Here is a 14,181-nt window from a genome sequence, read left to right as displayed (position 1 = left end):
GGCCCGGCGGACGCGGCCCGGCGGACGCGGCCCGGCGGACGCGGCCCGGCGGACGCGGCCCGGCGGACGCGGCCCGGCGGACGCACTGCGACAAGGCGGGCGGGGCGCGGTGCGAAGCGCGCCGCCCGACGGACGTGGGCGCGGCGGGCGCGCCTGGCGCCCTCACCGGGCGCAACAGGACAAGGCCGCCCGCGGCGCGGCGGACGCGGCGCGGAGCCGCCACCAGGCGCAACAGGACAAGGGCGGACGCGGCCCGGCGGACGCGGGCGCAGCCCGGTGGACGCGGGCGCAGCCCGACGGACGCGGCCCGGCACCCCCATCGGGCGCAATACGACAAGGCCGACCGCGGCGGGGCTCACGCGCCCAGCGGGCGCGGCCCGCATGGCACGGCCCGTCCGGCACGGCCCAGCCGACGCGGCCTGGCGGGCCCACCGGGCGCAACTCGACAAGGCCGACCCGCGGCGCGGCGGACGCGACGCGCGGCGGCGCGGTCGATCGGGCGCGAAGCGTCCATCGCGATGCGGCGCCGCGCGGACGTCGCGGACGTGGAGCGCCCGGCACGGAGCGCCCGGCGCGTGGGCTAGTCGCGGGCCGCCGTGGCGTCCGGGACGCCGACGATGACCTCTGGGTCCAGGTCGTCCTCGAATGGTGTCGGGGAGTCGGCGACCGCGAACTGCGTGCGGTACAGCTCCGCGTAGAGGCCCTCCGCCGCGACCAGGTCGTCGTGGTGGCCCCGCTCGACGATGTGGCCGTGGTCCAGGACCAGGATCTGGTCCGCTTCGCGGACCGTTGATAGTCGGTGGGCGATGACCAGCGCCGTGCGGCCCGTCAGGGCCGTCGACAACGCCCGTTGAACCGCGGCCTCCGACTCCGAGTCGAGGTGGGCCGTGGCCTCGTCGAGGATGACCACCGACGGCGCCTTGAGCAGCAGGCGGGCGATCGCGATCCGCTGTTTCTCGCCGCCCGAGAAGCGGTAGCCGCGCTCCCCCACCATCGTTTCCAGGCCGTCGGGTAGGTCACGGACCAGGTCCGCGATCTGGGCGCCCGCCAGGGCCGACCAGATCTCGTCGTCGGTCGCGTCGGGTTTCGCGTAGCGCAGGTTCTCGGCGATCGTCTCGTGGAACAGGTGGGCGTCCTGGGTGACCACGCCGATCGTGTCGCGGAGCGAGTCGGTGGTCGCGTCGCGGACGTCGACGCCGCCGACCAGCACCGCGCCGCTCGTCACGTCGTAGACCCGGGAGACCAGCATCGACGTCGTCGACTTGCCCGCGCCGGACGGGCCGACCAGCGCGACCATCTCGCCCGGCGCCACGCTGAACGAGACGCCGTGCAGCACCGGCTCGGTGACCGTGCGGTCGAGCACCGCCACGTCTTCCAGGGACGCCAGCGACACCTCGGCCGCCGACGGATAGCGGAAGGTCACGTCGCGGAACTCGACCGAGCCCGCGCCCCGCGCGATGGCGACCGCGTCGGGCTTCTCGGTGATCGCCGGGGTCAGGTCGAGGATCTCGAAGACCCGGTCGAACGAGACCAGCGCGCCCATCACGTCGACCCGGACGTTGGACAGCGCGGTGAGCGGCCCGTAGAGCCGGGTCAGCAGCAGCGCCAGGGTGACGACCGTGCCCGCGCTGACGGCGCCGGTCACCGCGAAGTAGCCGCCCAGGCCGTAGGTCAGCGCCTGCGCCAGCGACGCGACCAGGAGCATGGCGACGAAGAAGGTGCGGGAGAACATGGCCTGCTGGATGCCGATGTCGCGGACCCGCGCGGCCCGCTCGCCGAACCGGCTCGCCTCGAGGTCGGGCCGGCCGAACAGCTTGACCAGCATCGCGCCGGACACCCCGAACCGCTCGGTCATGGTCGCGTTCATCTTGGCGTCGAGGTTGTATGACTCCTTCGTGATCGCGGCCAGCTTCCGCCCGACCCGGCGGGCCGGGATGATGAACAGCGGAAGCAGCGCGAGGGACAGCAGGGTGATCTGCCAGGAGAGGGTGAACATCACGACCGCGGTGAGCACCAGCTGGATCGTGTTGCTGACCACGCCGGAGAGCGTGGAGGTGAACGCGCGCTGCGCGCCTATCACGTCGTTGTTGAGCCGGCTGACCAGCGCGCCCGTCTGGGTGCGGGTGAAGAACGCCAGGGGCATCCGTTGGACGTGGTCGTAGACCCTGGTGCGCAGGTTGAGGATGATGCCCTCGCCGATGCGCGCCGAGTACCACCGTTGCGCGAGCGAGAGCAGCGCGTCGACGACCGCCAGGATGGCGATCAGCACCGCGATGCGGACGATCTCGGCCGCGGCCCCGTCACCGCCCCGGGTGATCGTGTTGACCACCCGGCCGGCCAGGATCGGGGTCGCGACGCCGATGCCGGCGCCGATCACCACGGCGAGCAGGAACACCGACATGTCGAGCCGGTATGGTCGGGCGAACCGCATGATCCGGCGCCAGGTGCCCCGGGCCAGCTTGTGCGACTTGATCGACTCGCGGTCGCGCTCGGCGCGGAGCATGGTCCACGCGTTCATCCCACCCGGAGAAGTCACCCCGCACCTCCCTGCTGCCGGTCGACGGGGCCAGTCTCCCCGACGGGTACGACAACATTGGGGGTAATCGAGATCTTCCCGAAGGCCCCTTACTCGCCCAGCCCGGCCAGATCGCGCAGCCGGCGCACCTGGGCCTCCCGCTCGGCGGCCAACTGCGCGGGCCACGAGCGCCCGGCGGCCCCGGCGAGCAACGCCTTGATCTCCACGACCGCGTTCCGCGGCCCCGCCAGCACGGCGGCGACAAGATCAGAGACGGCCCCATCAAGATCATCACGGGGTACGACGGCAGTGGCGAGACCCAACGACAACGCCTCGGCCGCCGGCAGCCGCCGCGCGGTCAGGCAGATCTCCAGCGCCCGCGCATATCCGACCAGCTCCACCAACCGCTTCGTGCCACCCAGGTCGGGCACCAGCCCGAGAGTGACCTCAGCCATGGTCAGTTGGGCGTCGTCGGCCAGCACCCGCAGGTCACAGGCGAGCGCGAGCTGGAAGCCCGCACCGATCGCGTGGCCCTGCACCGCCGCCACCGAGATGATGTCGGGGCGATGCAGCCAGGTGAAGCCCTCCTGGTATGGCAGTATCCGGTCGGCCGCGGCATCGGGAGGCAGTGCGGTGATCTCGGCGATGAAGCTCGGGCCGCCGCCGGAGATGTCGAGTCCGGAGGAGAACGCCCGTCCTTCGCCACGCACGACGACGACGCGGACGTCGCCGGGCAGCTCGCGACCGATGTCGCGCAAGGCCAGCCAGGTGGCCGGAGTCTGCGCGTTGAGCACGTCGGGCCGGCGCAACGTCACGGTCGCGACCGGCCCGGCGTGGACGAGCTCGACCTCGCTGGTGGTCATCGCGGGAGACGGCCCACGAGCGGGAAACCGGGAGGGATGGGGGTCAGGCCTTCTTGCGGCGGCGGGCACCGCCGCGCTGGCGAAGCTGGACGCCCGACTCCGTGAGCACCCGGTGGACGAAACCGTAGGAACGACCGGTCGAGGCCGCGAGGGCGCGGATGCTCTCGCCGGAGGTGTACCGCTTGACCAGGTCCTTGGCCAGCGTCTGCCGCTCGGCCCCGACGATCCGGCGACCCTTCTCAGTGCTGGTGGCTGTGCCAGTGGCTGCCATGTTGATTCCTCACGTCCCAGACTGTGCGGTTTCATGCGGTCCCACCTATTAGACCGCCTCGGACGATCATGCGCTAGATATCAACTCTTCGCCAACCGACACGCACGGTACTGTCGGCAACCCGATACCGTGTTGGCCCGTGAAGCCTGAGGAGGCCCGAGCCGCCCATCGGGACGAGCGGAGCGACCTCGTCGGCTGGCTCGTCCTGGCCGCTGTCGGGGCCCTCGCGACGTGGCTCGCGGTGCGCGGCGGAGCCCGGCTCGGCACCGCGGGAGCGCCGTTCCTCGGCTCGTACACTTTGACGATCTCGCTGGCCAGCGTGCTTGCGCCGACGGTCGCCGCGGGGGTGGTCGCGGCCGCCTACCGGGGTTGGTGGGAGCGCATGAAATGGCCGCTCGTGCTGCTTTCCGGGTGGCTGGTGGCGGTGCTCTGGACGGTCTCGCTGGCCCTCGCCCACGGCCGCGACGGCATCGCCGATCCATTGACGATTCCCGATGACTACCTGGCCGACGCCACCCGAGTGGGTGACGATCCTCTTCACTATCTGCGGGCTTACACCACCGAAGGGGGTCTCCCGTCCGTGGTCGCCCGCGGGCATCCACCGGGGCCGATCCTTCTGCTCTGGGCGTTGATGCGCATCGGTGTCACGGACCGTATAGGACTGGGGCTCCTGCTGACCGCCGTCGGGGCGGCCGTCGTGCCCCTGGTGCTCTTCGCCGTCAGAGGGGTCGCCGGCGACCTGGCCGCCCGCCGCTACCTACCCGTGCTGGCCCTCGCGCCCTATGCGGTCTGGCTGGCCGGCGGGGTCGAGGGCGTCGTCGCGGTGCTCGGCGCGGCGATGATCGCGGCCGGCGTGCACGCCTCCGACGAGCGCCGCACGGGCGTCCGCGCCGGCATCTGGGCCAGCGTCACGGGCCTGCTCCTCGGCGTCGCGGCGCTCTTCGCGTACGGCGTGCCCTGGCTCGGCCTTGCCGCGGCCTTCCTCTACTTCGCCCGCCGCCGCGCCGCGCTCAACCTGTTCACCGGCCTGGGCGCGCTGATCCCCGTCGTCGCGGCCGAGCGGCTGGGCTTCAACTGGGTCGACGGGCTGATGGACGCCCGCCACGATTTCGCCGTACGCGTCGAACCGCACCGGTCGGTCCTGTGGTGGAGCGGGATCAGCCTGGTCGTCCTCCTGCTCGCGGCCGGCCCGGCGCTCTACGCCTCGCTGCGCAAGTCGCGCAACACCCCGGGCTGGCCGTTCCTCGTCGCCGCCGGCATCGCCGTGCTGTTCACCCTGGTCACCGGGCTGGCGAGAGGCGGCGCCGAGACCAACTGGCTGCCCTATTTCCCGTGGCTGACGATGGCCGCGATCGCGCCACGCCAGCAGGCCGGCGAGACGATCCCGACCCCGCTCCTGCTGGTGGCCGCCGGCGCGGCCACCGCGATCATCATCAGAGCGATCCTGATCTAGCCGGACCGCAGAAGCTAGGCGAGCTCCACGAGCTCCAGCAGGTCGTCGCTCCAGGCGTCCTCGTCGCCGTCGGGCAGCAGGATCGCGCGGTCCGGCTTGAGCGCCAGCACCGCGCCCGGGTCGTGCGTGACCAGCACGATCGCGCCCGGGTAGCGGGCGATCGCGTCGAGCACCTGCTCGCGGCTGACCGGGTCGAGGTTGTTGGTCGGCTCGTCGAGCAGCAGCACGTTGGCGCCCGAGCAGACCAGCGTGGCCAGGGCCAACCGGGTCTTCTCGCCGCCGGAGAGCACCCCCGCCGGCTTGCTCACGTCGTCGCCGCTGAACAGGAACGCGCCCAGGATCCGGCGCAGGTCGCCGTCGGTCTGGTCGGCCGCCGCCGAGCGCATGTGCTCGAGCACCGTGCGGTCGACGTCGAGCGTCTCGTGCTCCTGCGCGTAGTAGCCGAGCCGCAGCCCGTGCCCCGCCACGACCTCGCCCGTGTCGGGCTCCAGCACCCCGGCGAGCATCCGCAGCAGGGTGGTCTTGCCGGCACCGTTCAGGCCCAGGATGGCGACCCGCGACCCACGGTCGACCGCCACGTCGACATCGGTGAAGATCTCCAGCGACCCGTACGACTTCGACAGGCCGGCAGCGGTCAACGGGGTGCGCCCGCAGGCGGCCGGCTCCGGGAAGCGGACCTTCGCCACCCGGTCGCCGACCCGCTGGTCCTCGAGGCCGGAGAGCAGCTTCTCGGCCCGCTTCGCCATGTTCTGGGCGGCGGTCGCCTTGGTCGCCTTGGCGCGCATCTTGTCGGCCTGCGCCTTGAGGGCACCGGCCTTCTTCTCGGCGTTGGCCCGCTCGCGGCGGCGCCGCCGCTCGTCGGTCTCGCGCTGTTCGAGATAGGTCTTCCAACCCACGTTGTACGTGTCGACGACGGACCGGTTGGCGTCGAGGTACCAGACCTTGTTGACCACCGCGTCGAGCAGCGAGACGTCGTGGCTGATCACGATCAGGCCGCCCTTGTGTGCCGCCATGTAGCCGCGCAGCCAGACGATCGAGTCGGCGTCGAGGTGGTTGGTGGGCTCGTCGAGCAGCAGGATGCCCGCGCCCTCCTCGCCCGCGTCGCGGAACAGGATGCGGGCGAGCTCGATCCGGCGGCGCTGGCCACCGGAGAGGGTGCCGATGGTCTGGGCGAGCACCCGGTCGGGCAGGCCCAGGTTGGCGCAGATCCGGGCGGCCTCGGCCTCGGCCGCGTAGCCGCCCAGTGAGGCGAACCGCTCCTCGAGCGAGCCGTAACGCCGTACGAGTGCGTCCGTCGGGTCTTCGGCGAGCTTGGCCTCGACGACCTGCATCTCGGCGAGCAGGGTGTCCAGGCCGCGCGCGGACAGGACGCGGTCGCGGGCGGTGACCTCGAGGTCGCCGGTACGCGGGTCCTGCGGCAGGTAGCCGACGACGCTGGTGCGCTCGACCGAGCCCGAGTAGGGGGTGCCCTCGCCCGCGAGCACCTTCAGCGTGGTGGTCTTGCCGGCGCCGTTACGGCCGACGAGGCCGATCCGGTCGCCGGGCTGCACCCGCAGGGTGGTGTCGGACAGCAGGATCCGTGCGCCGGCGCGGAGCTCCAGCCCGGTGACTGTGATCATCAGAAACGCTCTCTCTGTGAGGAAGGCTGAGGGCACACGAAAGCGCCGATCGGGCTGTTTCCCGTCGGCGCCGGGGCTGGTCAGTCTTCGCAGAGCAGTACGGGGTGAAGTGTACCGGCTCCCCACCGCCGGCCCCCACCGGATTAGGCCACAAGATCATCGGGTACATCCCGCCGCGTCCACATGCGTCGATTGGATGGGTGATGGAACTCAACGAGCGCGCCGACGTCGACACCAGCCAGATCGAGGACCGGCGGGGCGGCGGGGGCGGTGGTGGCGGCGGCGGTGGCTTCCCCATCCCGCTGCCGACGAGCGGTGGCGGCATCGTCGGCCTGATCGCCACGATCATCGCTGTGCTGGTCGGCGGCGGTTTCGGTGTGAACGCGATCACAGGCGACGACCAGCCGGCCGACAACACCGCGATCGAGCAGCGCTGCGCGGCCGACGACAAGCTCGAGCAGCTCGACTGCCGCAACGGGCTCTACATCACCTCGATCCAGGACTGGTGGGAGAAGGAGCTGCCGGAGAGCTTCGGCGAGCAGTACCAGCCCGCCCGCACGGTCTACTTCGAGCAGGCCGTCCGCACCGGGTGCGGCGCCGCCGACTCCGGGGTGGGGCCGTTCTACTGCCCGGCCGACCACAAGGTCTACATCGACCTGACCTTCTACCAGGTGCTCGCCGACCAGCTCGGCGCCAAGGGCCAGTTCGCGCAGCCGTACGTGCTGGCCCACGAGTACGGGCACCACGTGCAGTCGCTGCTCGGTACCGAGGCGGACATGCGCCGCCAGCAGGAGCGTGACCCGGGCGACGCCAACGAGCTGTCGGTGAAGCTGGAGCTCCAGGCCGACTGCTACGCCGGCGCGTGGGCGAAGAACGCGACCCAGACCGCGGACGAGCAGGGCGACGCGATCTTCAAGAGCATCACCGACCAGGACATCCAGGAAGGCCTGGACACCGCCGCCGCGATCGGGGACGACACCCTCCAGCAGCGGTCGGGGCAGGGCGTCAACCCCGACGCGTTCACGCACGGGACCTCGGCGCAGCGGCAGCAGTGGTTCCGCACCGGCTACGACAGCGGCGACCCGAAGACCTGCAACACCTTCGGGTCCTAACCCGCGTCGAGCGGGTTGCCGCAGACCCGCCAGGTGCCCCGGTCGTCGGTCACCCGCAACTCGTACGGCGTGACCGCGCCGGCCGGGTCGACCAGCGCGGCGGTCACGGTGGCGTCGGCCTCCCCCGTCGCCACCACGCCGTCGATCTTGTAGCTCGTCACCGCCGGGCGCCCGCCGATCCCGGCGACGAAGTCCTCGCGCTCGACCCGGTCACGGGTCTCGTTGCAGAGCTGGTCGTACGCGCCGGCGATGTTGCCCGCGGCGAGCCGGGTGAGGAACACGTCGGCGGCCAGCCGGGCACCCTGCTCGGGCGCGCGCTGCCCGCGGAAGACGAAGAAGCCGCCGACCAGCAACCCGGCGGCGACGAGCACGGCGGCCAGCAGGGCGGCCCGGCGCAGCGGCTGCCGCACGGCGTCGTCCACGGTCATGGCGGGAGGCTACACCCCGGCCTCAGGACTCGGGATCACGCACCAGGATCGATACGGCGCGGGCCGCGGCGACCGCGTCGACCAGGACGGCGTGCCGGGGCTCGGGGACGTCGAGCAGCCGCTCGGCCCGCAGTGGGAGCAGCGGCGCGAGCCGCGGGTCGGCCAGCACCGCGTCGACGGTCCGGCGGTCGCCGCCGCAGACCAGCGCGGCCAGCCCGGCGGCGGCCGGCAGCAGGATCCGCACGACCAGGTCGGCCGCGTCGCGGGCCGCCGCCTTGGCCTGGTTGTCGCGCCGGCGGGCGAACCGCTGCTGCGACCAGCCGCCCGCGGCGGTGCGGCTCTGCACGTAGGAGCTGTCCACCTTGGACGCGATCAGCCGGGCCCCGTCGGCCACGCCGACCGCGACGGCGGCCTTGCGGGCGAGCAGCAGCCCGGTGCGCCGCGGCGCCTTCGCGGCCTCGACGAAGTCGGCCAGGTCGAACCCGAGCGACGTGCCGGGCGGCGGGTAGAGCGTCGCGGTGGCACCGTCGAAGGCGGCCAGCAGGAGCCCGTCGTCGGTGGGCCGCTGGGCGTAGTCGCCGTGCCGTTCGCGGAACCCGTCGACCCAGCGGGTCAGGCGCTCCGGGTCGACGTCGACCCAGCGCCCCCCGCCCGCGGCCGGCCGGCTGGTGGTCATTACCGCGACGCTACGGCACGGGAGAATGGCCGGGTGACCGAGCCGGTGCTGGATCGCCTGACCGTGCTGTTCGAGGCCGCCCGCGACCCGGTGCGCGCCGCGTCGATGCGCGCCTACATGCGCGACCAGTTCGCGTTCCTGGGCATCGGGTCGCCGCGGCAGCGGGAACTGGCCCGGGAGGCGACCGCGGGCACGGCCCGGCCGACCGAAGCCGACCTCCTCGCGCTGGCCGACGCGTGCTGGGCGCGGCCGGAGCGGGAATACCAATACTTCGCCTGTGCCCACCTGCGCCGCCACGCCGCGGTGCTGACACCGGAGGCGCTGCCGGCGGTGCGCCGGCTGATCACGACCAGGCCCTGGTGGGACACCGTCGACGTGCTCGCGGCGCGGGTCGTCGGGCCGCTGGTGGCCGGCCACACGCCGCTGGTGGCCGCCATGGACGACTGGATCCGCGACGACGACGTCTGGGTGATCCGCACGGCGCTGCTGCACCAACTCTTCTACAAGCGCGACACCGACGCCGGGCGCCTGTTCGCCTACTGCACCGAGCAGGCCGGGCACACCAACTTCTTCGTACGCAAGGCGATCGGCTGGGCTTTGCGGGAGTACGCGAAAACGGACCCGGACGCGATCCGTTCCTACGTGGCCACCACCCCGCGGCTGTCCGGACTCTCCCGGCGTGAGGCGCTGAAGAACCTCTAGGACGGGCCCTAGTCGTCGACGAGGAACTTGTCGGACCAGGTGGCGATCTCCTGGAGCGCCGGAGCCAGCCCGTAGCCGGCCTCGGTCAGCTCGTAGGTGACCGAGATCGGCGGGCCCGGCTCCACCCGGCGGGTCGCCAGCCCCAGCTCGCAGAGCTCGGACAACCGGTCGGACAGCACCGAGTCGCTCACGCCGCCGACCGCCCGGGAGAGTTCGCGGAAGCCGCTCGGGCCGTTCATCAGCGTGCCGATCACGAGGCCGGACCACCTTTTGCCGAGCACGCTGAACGCGCGCACCAGCCCCCGGTCGCCGCGCGCACAGCGCTCGCCGACCGTGGCGGTGTGACTTTCCGGACTCTCGGTCACGACGCCATGCTATCTCGGTCGAGGCCGCTAGTATTTCCGAAGCAGCTAGCGAGGTAAGGGTCGCTAGCCTTTTCACGGAGGTAACACTGGTGACGAACACCGAGGTCAAGCGCCCGTCCGTCGTCGTCCTGGGCGGCGGGTACGGCGGTCTCAACACTGCCAAGGCGCTGGATGACGTCGCAGACGTCACGCTGGTCGACCCGTCCGGCGCGTTCCACCACAACGTCGCGTCCTGGCGGGCGCTGGTCGACCCGACCTGGATCGACCGGATCTTCATGCCGCTGAACCGGCTGCTGCACCACGGCCGCTACGTGCGGGACCGGGCGGTCGCCGTCGACGGCCGCATCGTGACGCTGGAGTCCGGCACGCAGCTGCGCCCCGACTACCTCGTACTCGCGACGGGCTCGCAATATCCCTTCCCGGCCAAGACCGGTGCGACGAACCACCAGCACGGCAAGGACCGGTTGCAGGCGGCGCACGACGCGCTGCTCGGCGCCGGCCGCGCGCTGATCGTCGGCGCCGGGCCGTCGGGGCTCGAGCTGGCCGGTGAGATCAAGGCCTTCTTCCCCGACAAGGAGGTCACGGTCGTCGACGTCAACGCCGACATCCTGCAGGGCCCGTTCGAGCAGGAGCTGCGCGAGTCGCTCAAGCAGCAGCTCGACAAGATGGGCGTGCGCCTGGTGCTGGGCAGCCCGCTGACCGCCCTGCCGTCCGTCGACCCGGCGACGCCGGGCGCGGTCTCGGTGACGACCGAGAACGGCGAGTCGGTCGAGGCCGACATCTGGTTCCGCGCCTTCGGCGTCCGGCCGGCGACCGACTACCTGCGGGGCGAGCTGGCCGCGGCCCGCAACGAGCGCGGCTACCTCGTCGTCGACAACGAGCTGCGGGTCAAGGGCGGCGACGGCGTGTACGCGCTCGGCGACATCTCCACCGCCGACCGGGACACCGCCGGCGCCGCCACCTACCAGGCCGCGGTGGTCGCGGCCAACATCAAGGCGGACATCACGGGCGGGGGCGAGCGCCAGACGTACGAGGCCGGCCCGGCCATGATCGTCGTGCCGCTGGGCCCGGCGGGCGGGGCCACCCAGCTGCCGACGGGCGTGGGCGGCCCCGAGGAGGCGGCGGCGATCAAGGGCGGCGCGATGCTGGTCGACATGTACGCGGTGCACTTCGACGCCCCGGAGCGCTAGGCGACCAGGGCGACCGCCAGCACGATGATCAACAGGCTGGACGCGAGGGCGGTGCAGAGCCGCCCTCGCGGCCCGGTCAGCAGCCGGCCGACCAGCGAGCCGCCGGAGGCGATCAGGAGCTGCCAGCTCGCCGAGGCGAGGAAGGCGGCGGTCACGAACAGCACCTCGCCGCCGGCGGTCAGCTCGTCGTTGGCCTGCCGCCCGAGCACGAGCGCGGCGAAGTAGACGATGGTCATCGGGTTGAGCAGCGTCAGGGCGAGGATGCCGGCGTACGCGCGGGCGGGCGTGCCGAGTCCGTCCCGGCTGCGGGCGGCCCGGGCGGGATCCCGGTGGTGCCGCACCGCGGCGATCGCGGTATGCGCGGCCAGCCCGAGCAGCACGACGACGGCGACCCAGCGCAACGGCGTGGAGATTGGCTCGATGACACCGGCGAGCGCGGCACCACCGAGCACCGCGACCGCGGCGTAGAGCCCGTCGGCGGTGGCCACCCCCAGCGCGGCGGCGGCCCCGACCTTGAACGAGGTGCGGGCGGCCAGCCCCATGATCAGAATCGCGATGGCGCCCACGGGCACGGCGACGCCATAGCCGGCGACCAGGCCGGCGACGAACGCGTCGCTCATCGCGGATCGAGCGGGACCGCAGCCGACCCGGAGCCACGCTGCTGTCGGCGACCGGCGAAGGCCGTCGCGACAGAAACCTGGGTGAGAGTCAGCTCGATCACGCGGACATCATGCACCACCCACCCGCACACCGCACCGCATTAAGCAACGGTCCGTTGTTAACGGTTTTCGCATAGGAACGGCCCGTTATCAACGTTCCGCAGCGAGCGGAGTTAATAACGGGCCGTTCCTATGCAGAAAGCGTTAACAACGGACCGTTGCTTGCGTCGGGTCAGACGTTGAAGCCGAGGGAGCGGAGCTGGTCGCGGCCCTCGTCGGTGATCTTGTCGGGGCCCCACGGCGGCAGCCAGACCCAGTTGATCCGGAAGTCGCTGACGATGCCGCCGCCCGGGCCCGTCGTCAGGGCCGCGCGGGTCTGGTCCTCGATCACGTCGGTCAGCGGGCAGGCCGCCGACGTCAGTGTCATGTCCAGGGTCGCCACGTTCTCGTCGTCGACGTGCACGCCGTACACCAGGCCGAGGTCGACCACGTTGATGCCGAGCTCCGGGTCGACGACGTCCTTCATCGCCTCTTCGATGACGTCGAGCGACGCCTTCGCGGGGGAAACGGTCTCTTCACTCATGCCTTCACCTCGGGTCCCACGACGACGCCGGCGCGTACCGCCGCGTCCTTGAACGCCATCCAGGGCAGCAGGGCGCACTTCACGCGCGCCGGATAGCGCGCCACTCCGGAGAACGCCACGCCGTCACCCAACAATTCCTCGTCCGGCTCGACCTGGCCACGGCCCTGCATCAGCTCGACGAACGCGTCGTGCACCTTGAGCGCCTCGCCCACCGGCTGGTCGGTCAGCAGGTCGTGCAGGACGCTCGCCGAGGCCTGGCTGATGGAGCAGCCCATCCCCTCGTACGACACGTCGGCGAGCTTCTCGCCGGCCACCGCGACCCGGATCGTCACCTCGTCACCGCAGGTCGGGTTGACGTGGTGCGCCTCGCCGCCGAACGGCTCCCGGAGCCCCCGGCCGTGCGGCCGCTTGTAGTGCTCCAGGATGATCTCCTGGTATAGCTGGTCGAACTGCATCAGCCGAACACCTTTCGCACCCGCTCGAGCCCCCGCACGAGCGCGTCGACCTCCTCGGTCGTCGTATAGACGTAGAACGACGCCCGCGTGGTGGCGGGCACCCCGTAGCGCACGCAGACCGGCCGCGCGCAGTGGTGGCCGACCCGCACCTCGACGCCCTCGTCGTCGAGCACCTGCCCGACATCGTGCGGGTGGATGCCCTCGAGCGCGAACGAGATCGTGCCGCCACGCCCCTCGACGACCGCGGGACCGAAGATCTGCAGCGTCGGTACGGAGGACAACGCGTCCAGCGCGTACGCCGTGATCTCCTGCTCGTGCGCCTGCACCGCGGCCATGCCGAGGTCGGACAGGTAGTCGATCGCGGCGCCGAGCCCGACCGCCTCGACGATCGGCGGCGTGCCGGCCTCGAAGCGCGCGGGCGCCGGCGCGAACGTCGACCCGGCCATCGTCACGGTCTCGATCATCGATCCGCCGCCGAACACGGGCGGCATCGCCTCGAGCAGCTCACCGCGGCCCCAGAGCACGCCGATGCCGGTCGGGCCGAGCATCTTGTGCCCCGTGAAGGCGATGAAGTCGACGCCCAGCGCCTGCACGTCGACCGGCAGGTGCGGCACCGACTGCGAACAGTCGAGCATGACCAGCGCGCCGACCTCGCGGGCCCGGGCGACGATGCGGGACGGGTCGTTGATCGTGCCCAGGATGTTGGACATGTGCACGACCGACACGAGCTTGGTGCGCTCGTTGACCAGTTCGGTCAGAGAAGACTCGTCGAGCCGGCCCTCCTCGGTGAGCGAGAACCAGCGCAGGGTCGCACCGGTCCGCTCACAGAGCAGCTGCCACGGCACCAGGTTGGAGTGGTGCTCCATCTCGGAGACCACGATCTCGTCGCCGGGGCCGAGGCGGAACCGCGGGTCACCGCCCGCCGAAGCGGACGCGTTCGAGAAGGCGTACGCGACGAGGTTGATCGCCTCGGTCGAGTTCTTGCCGAAGACCACCTCGGACGCCGACGGCGCGTTGACGAACGCCGCCACCTTCTCGCGCGCGCCCTCGTAGGCGAGGGTCGCCTCGGTGCCCAGGGTGTGCACCGAGCGCGACACGTTGCCGTTGTGCCGTTCGTGGTGGGCCCGCATCACCTCGAGCACCTGGCGAGGCTTCTGCGAGGTGTTGGCGCTGTCCAGGTAGACCAGCGGGTGGCCGTTGACCTCTCGGCCGAGGATCGGGAAGTCGGCGCGCAGCGCGGCGACGTCGAACGTCGTCGGATTCGCGAGAGTCGTCATGACTGGGCAGCCC

The 14,181-nt window shown here is 71.9% G+C and carries 15 protein-coding genes; 4 read left to right on the top strand and 11 right to left on the bottom strand.

The features are described from left to right. Positions 1-580: 580 nt before the first annotated feature. From Asi02nite_RS11235 to Asi02nite_RS11225, 3 genes are all read right to left on the bottom strand, one after another. Positions 581-2,518 (bottom strand): ABC transporter ATP-binding protein, encoded by a 1,938-nt coding sequence (locus Asi02nite_RS11235; RefSeq protein ID WP_203712338.1) that lies wholly within the window; start codon positions 2,516-2,518, stop codon positions 581-583. Positions 2,519-2,625: 107 nt separating this feature from the next. After that, entirely contained in the window at positions 2,626-3,378 is a 753-nt protein-coding gene (locus Asi02nite_RS11230) for an enoyl-CoA hydratase/isomerase family protein (RefSeq protein WP_203712315.1), read from the bottom strand. Between the two features lie 43 nt (positions 3,379-3,421). Further along, positions 3,422-3,649 carry a helix-turn-helix domain-containing protein gene (locus Asi02nite_RS11225; protein WP_085066491.1) on the bottom strand — a complete coding sequence of 76 codons (228 nt, stop codon included), beginning with the start codon at positions 3,647-3,649 and terminating at the stop codon, positions 3,422-3,424. Positions 3,650-3,788: 139 nt separating this feature from the next. Between Asi02nite_RS11225 and Asi02nite_RS11220 the strand changes: the two genes are divergently transcribed. Continuing rightward, positions 3,789-5,102, top strand: a complete 1,314-nt coding sequence (locus Asi02nite_RS11220) for a hypothetical protein (protein WP_203712313.1) — start codon at positions 3,789-3,791, stop codon at positions 5,100-5,102. Between the two features lie 14 nt (positions 5,103-5,116). On the opposite strand, the gene Asi02nite_RS11215 is transcribed toward Asi02nite_RS11220, so the two are convergent. Beyond that, complete coding sequence (locus Asi02nite_RS11215) at positions 5,117-6,721, bottom strand: ABC-F family ATP-binding cassette domain-containing protein (protein ID WP_203712311.1); 1,605 nt, start codon at positions 6,719-6,721, stop codon at positions 5,117-5,119. A gap of 203 nt (positions 6,722-6,924) precedes the next feature. On the opposite strand from Asi02nite_RS11215, the gene ypfJ reads away from it, so the two are divergent. Further along, positions 6,925-7,833, top strand: a complete 909-nt coding sequence (gene ypfJ, locus Asi02nite_RS11210; protein ID WP_203712310.1) for a KPN_02809 family neutral zinc metallopeptidase — start codon at positions 6,925-6,927, stop codon at positions 7,831-7,833. On the opposite strand, the gene Asi02nite_RS11205 is transcribed toward ypfJ, so the two are convergent. Together Asi02nite_RS11205 and Asi02nite_RS11200 are read right to left on the bottom strand one after the other, a co-directional pair. Beyond that, complete coding sequence (locus Asi02nite_RS11205; RefSeq protein WP_203712309.1) at positions 7,830-8,261, bottom strand: Rv0361 family membrane protein; 432 nt, start codon at positions 8,259-8,261, stop codon at positions 7,830-7,832. The genes ypfJ and Asi02nite_RS11205 overlap by 4 nt on opposite strands. Before the next feature lie 22 nt (positions 8,262-8,283). Next, the gene (locus Asi02nite_RS11200; RefSeq protein ID WP_203712308.1) at positions 8,284-8,937 is read right to left on the bottom strand and encodes an acVLRF1 family peptidyl-tRNA hydrolase; all 654 of its coding nucleotides are present in this window, start codon (positions 8,935-8,937) and stop codon (positions 8,284-8,286) included. Positions 8,938-8,970: 33 nt separating this feature from the next. Between Asi02nite_RS11200 and Asi02nite_RS11195 the strand changes: the two genes are divergently transcribed. Further along, complete coding sequence (locus Asi02nite_RS11195) at positions 8,971-9,639, top strand: DNA alkylation repair protein (protein ID WP_203712307.1); 669 nt, start codon at positions 8,971-8,973, stop codon at positions 9,637-9,639. Between the two features lie 8 nt (positions 9,640-9,647). Here Asi02nite_RS11195 and Asi02nite_RS41505 read toward each other — a convergent pair whose 3' ends face one another. Next, a complete protein-coding gene (locus tag Asi02nite_RS41505) occupies positions 9,648-10,004 on the bottom strand; it encodes a winged helix-turn-helix transcriptional regulator (protein ID WP_239126635.1) in 357 nt (118 codons plus the stop codon). An 89-nt stretch (positions 10,005-10,093) separates the two neighbouring features. On the opposite strand from Asi02nite_RS41505, the gene Asi02nite_RS11185 reads away from it, so the two are divergent. Further along, on the top strand, positions 10,094-11,194 hold the full coding sequence (locus Asi02nite_RS11185; RefSeq protein ID WP_203712306.1) for an NAD(P)/FAD-dependent oxidoreductase: 1,101 nt from the start codon (positions 10,094-10,096) through the stop codon (positions 11,192-11,194). On the opposite strand, the gene Asi02nite_RS11180 is transcribed toward Asi02nite_RS11185, so the two are convergent. From Asi02nite_RS11180 to Asi02nite_RS11165, 4 genes are all read right to left on the bottom strand, one after another. Next, positions 11,191-11,814, bottom strand: a complete 624-nt coding sequence (locus tag Asi02nite_RS11180; protein ID WP_203712305.1) for a LysE family transporter — start codon at positions 11,812-11,814, stop codon at positions 11,191-11,193. The genes Asi02nite_RS11185 and Asi02nite_RS11180 overlap by 4 nt on opposite strands. A gap of 271 nt (positions 11,815-12,085) precedes the next feature. Then, the gene (locus Asi02nite_RS11175) at positions 12,086-12,436 is read right to left on the bottom strand and encodes a metal-sulfur cluster assembly factor (protein ID WP_203712304.1); all 351 of its coding nucleotides are present in this window, start codon (positions 12,434-12,436) and stop codon (positions 12,086-12,088) included. Continuing rightward, positions 12,433-12,891 (bottom strand): Fe-S cluster assembly sulfur transfer protein SufU, encoded by a 459-nt coding sequence (sufU, locus tag Asi02nite_RS11170; protein ID WP_203712303.1) that lies wholly within the window; start codon positions 12,889-12,891, stop codon positions 12,433-12,435. Before sufU ends, Asi02nite_RS11175 begins: the two co-directional genes overlap by 4 nt. Then, entirely contained in the window at positions 12,891-14,168 is a 1,278-nt protein-coding gene (locus Asi02nite_RS11165) for a cysteine desulfurase (protein ID WP_203712302.1), read from the bottom strand. The genes sufU and Asi02nite_RS11165 overlap by 1 nt, the downstream gene beginning before the upstream one ends. Between the last annotated feature and the right edge of the window lie 13 nt (positions 14,169-14,181).

Source organism: Asanoa siamensis, from assembly GCF_016862555.1.
Taxonomy (GTDB): Bacteria; Actinomycetota; Actinomycetes; order Mycobacteriales; family Micromonosporaceae; genus Asanoa; species Asanoa siamensis.
Note: the sequence above shows the minus strand (reverse complement) of the source record. Positions and strands in the feature narration are given on the sequence as shown.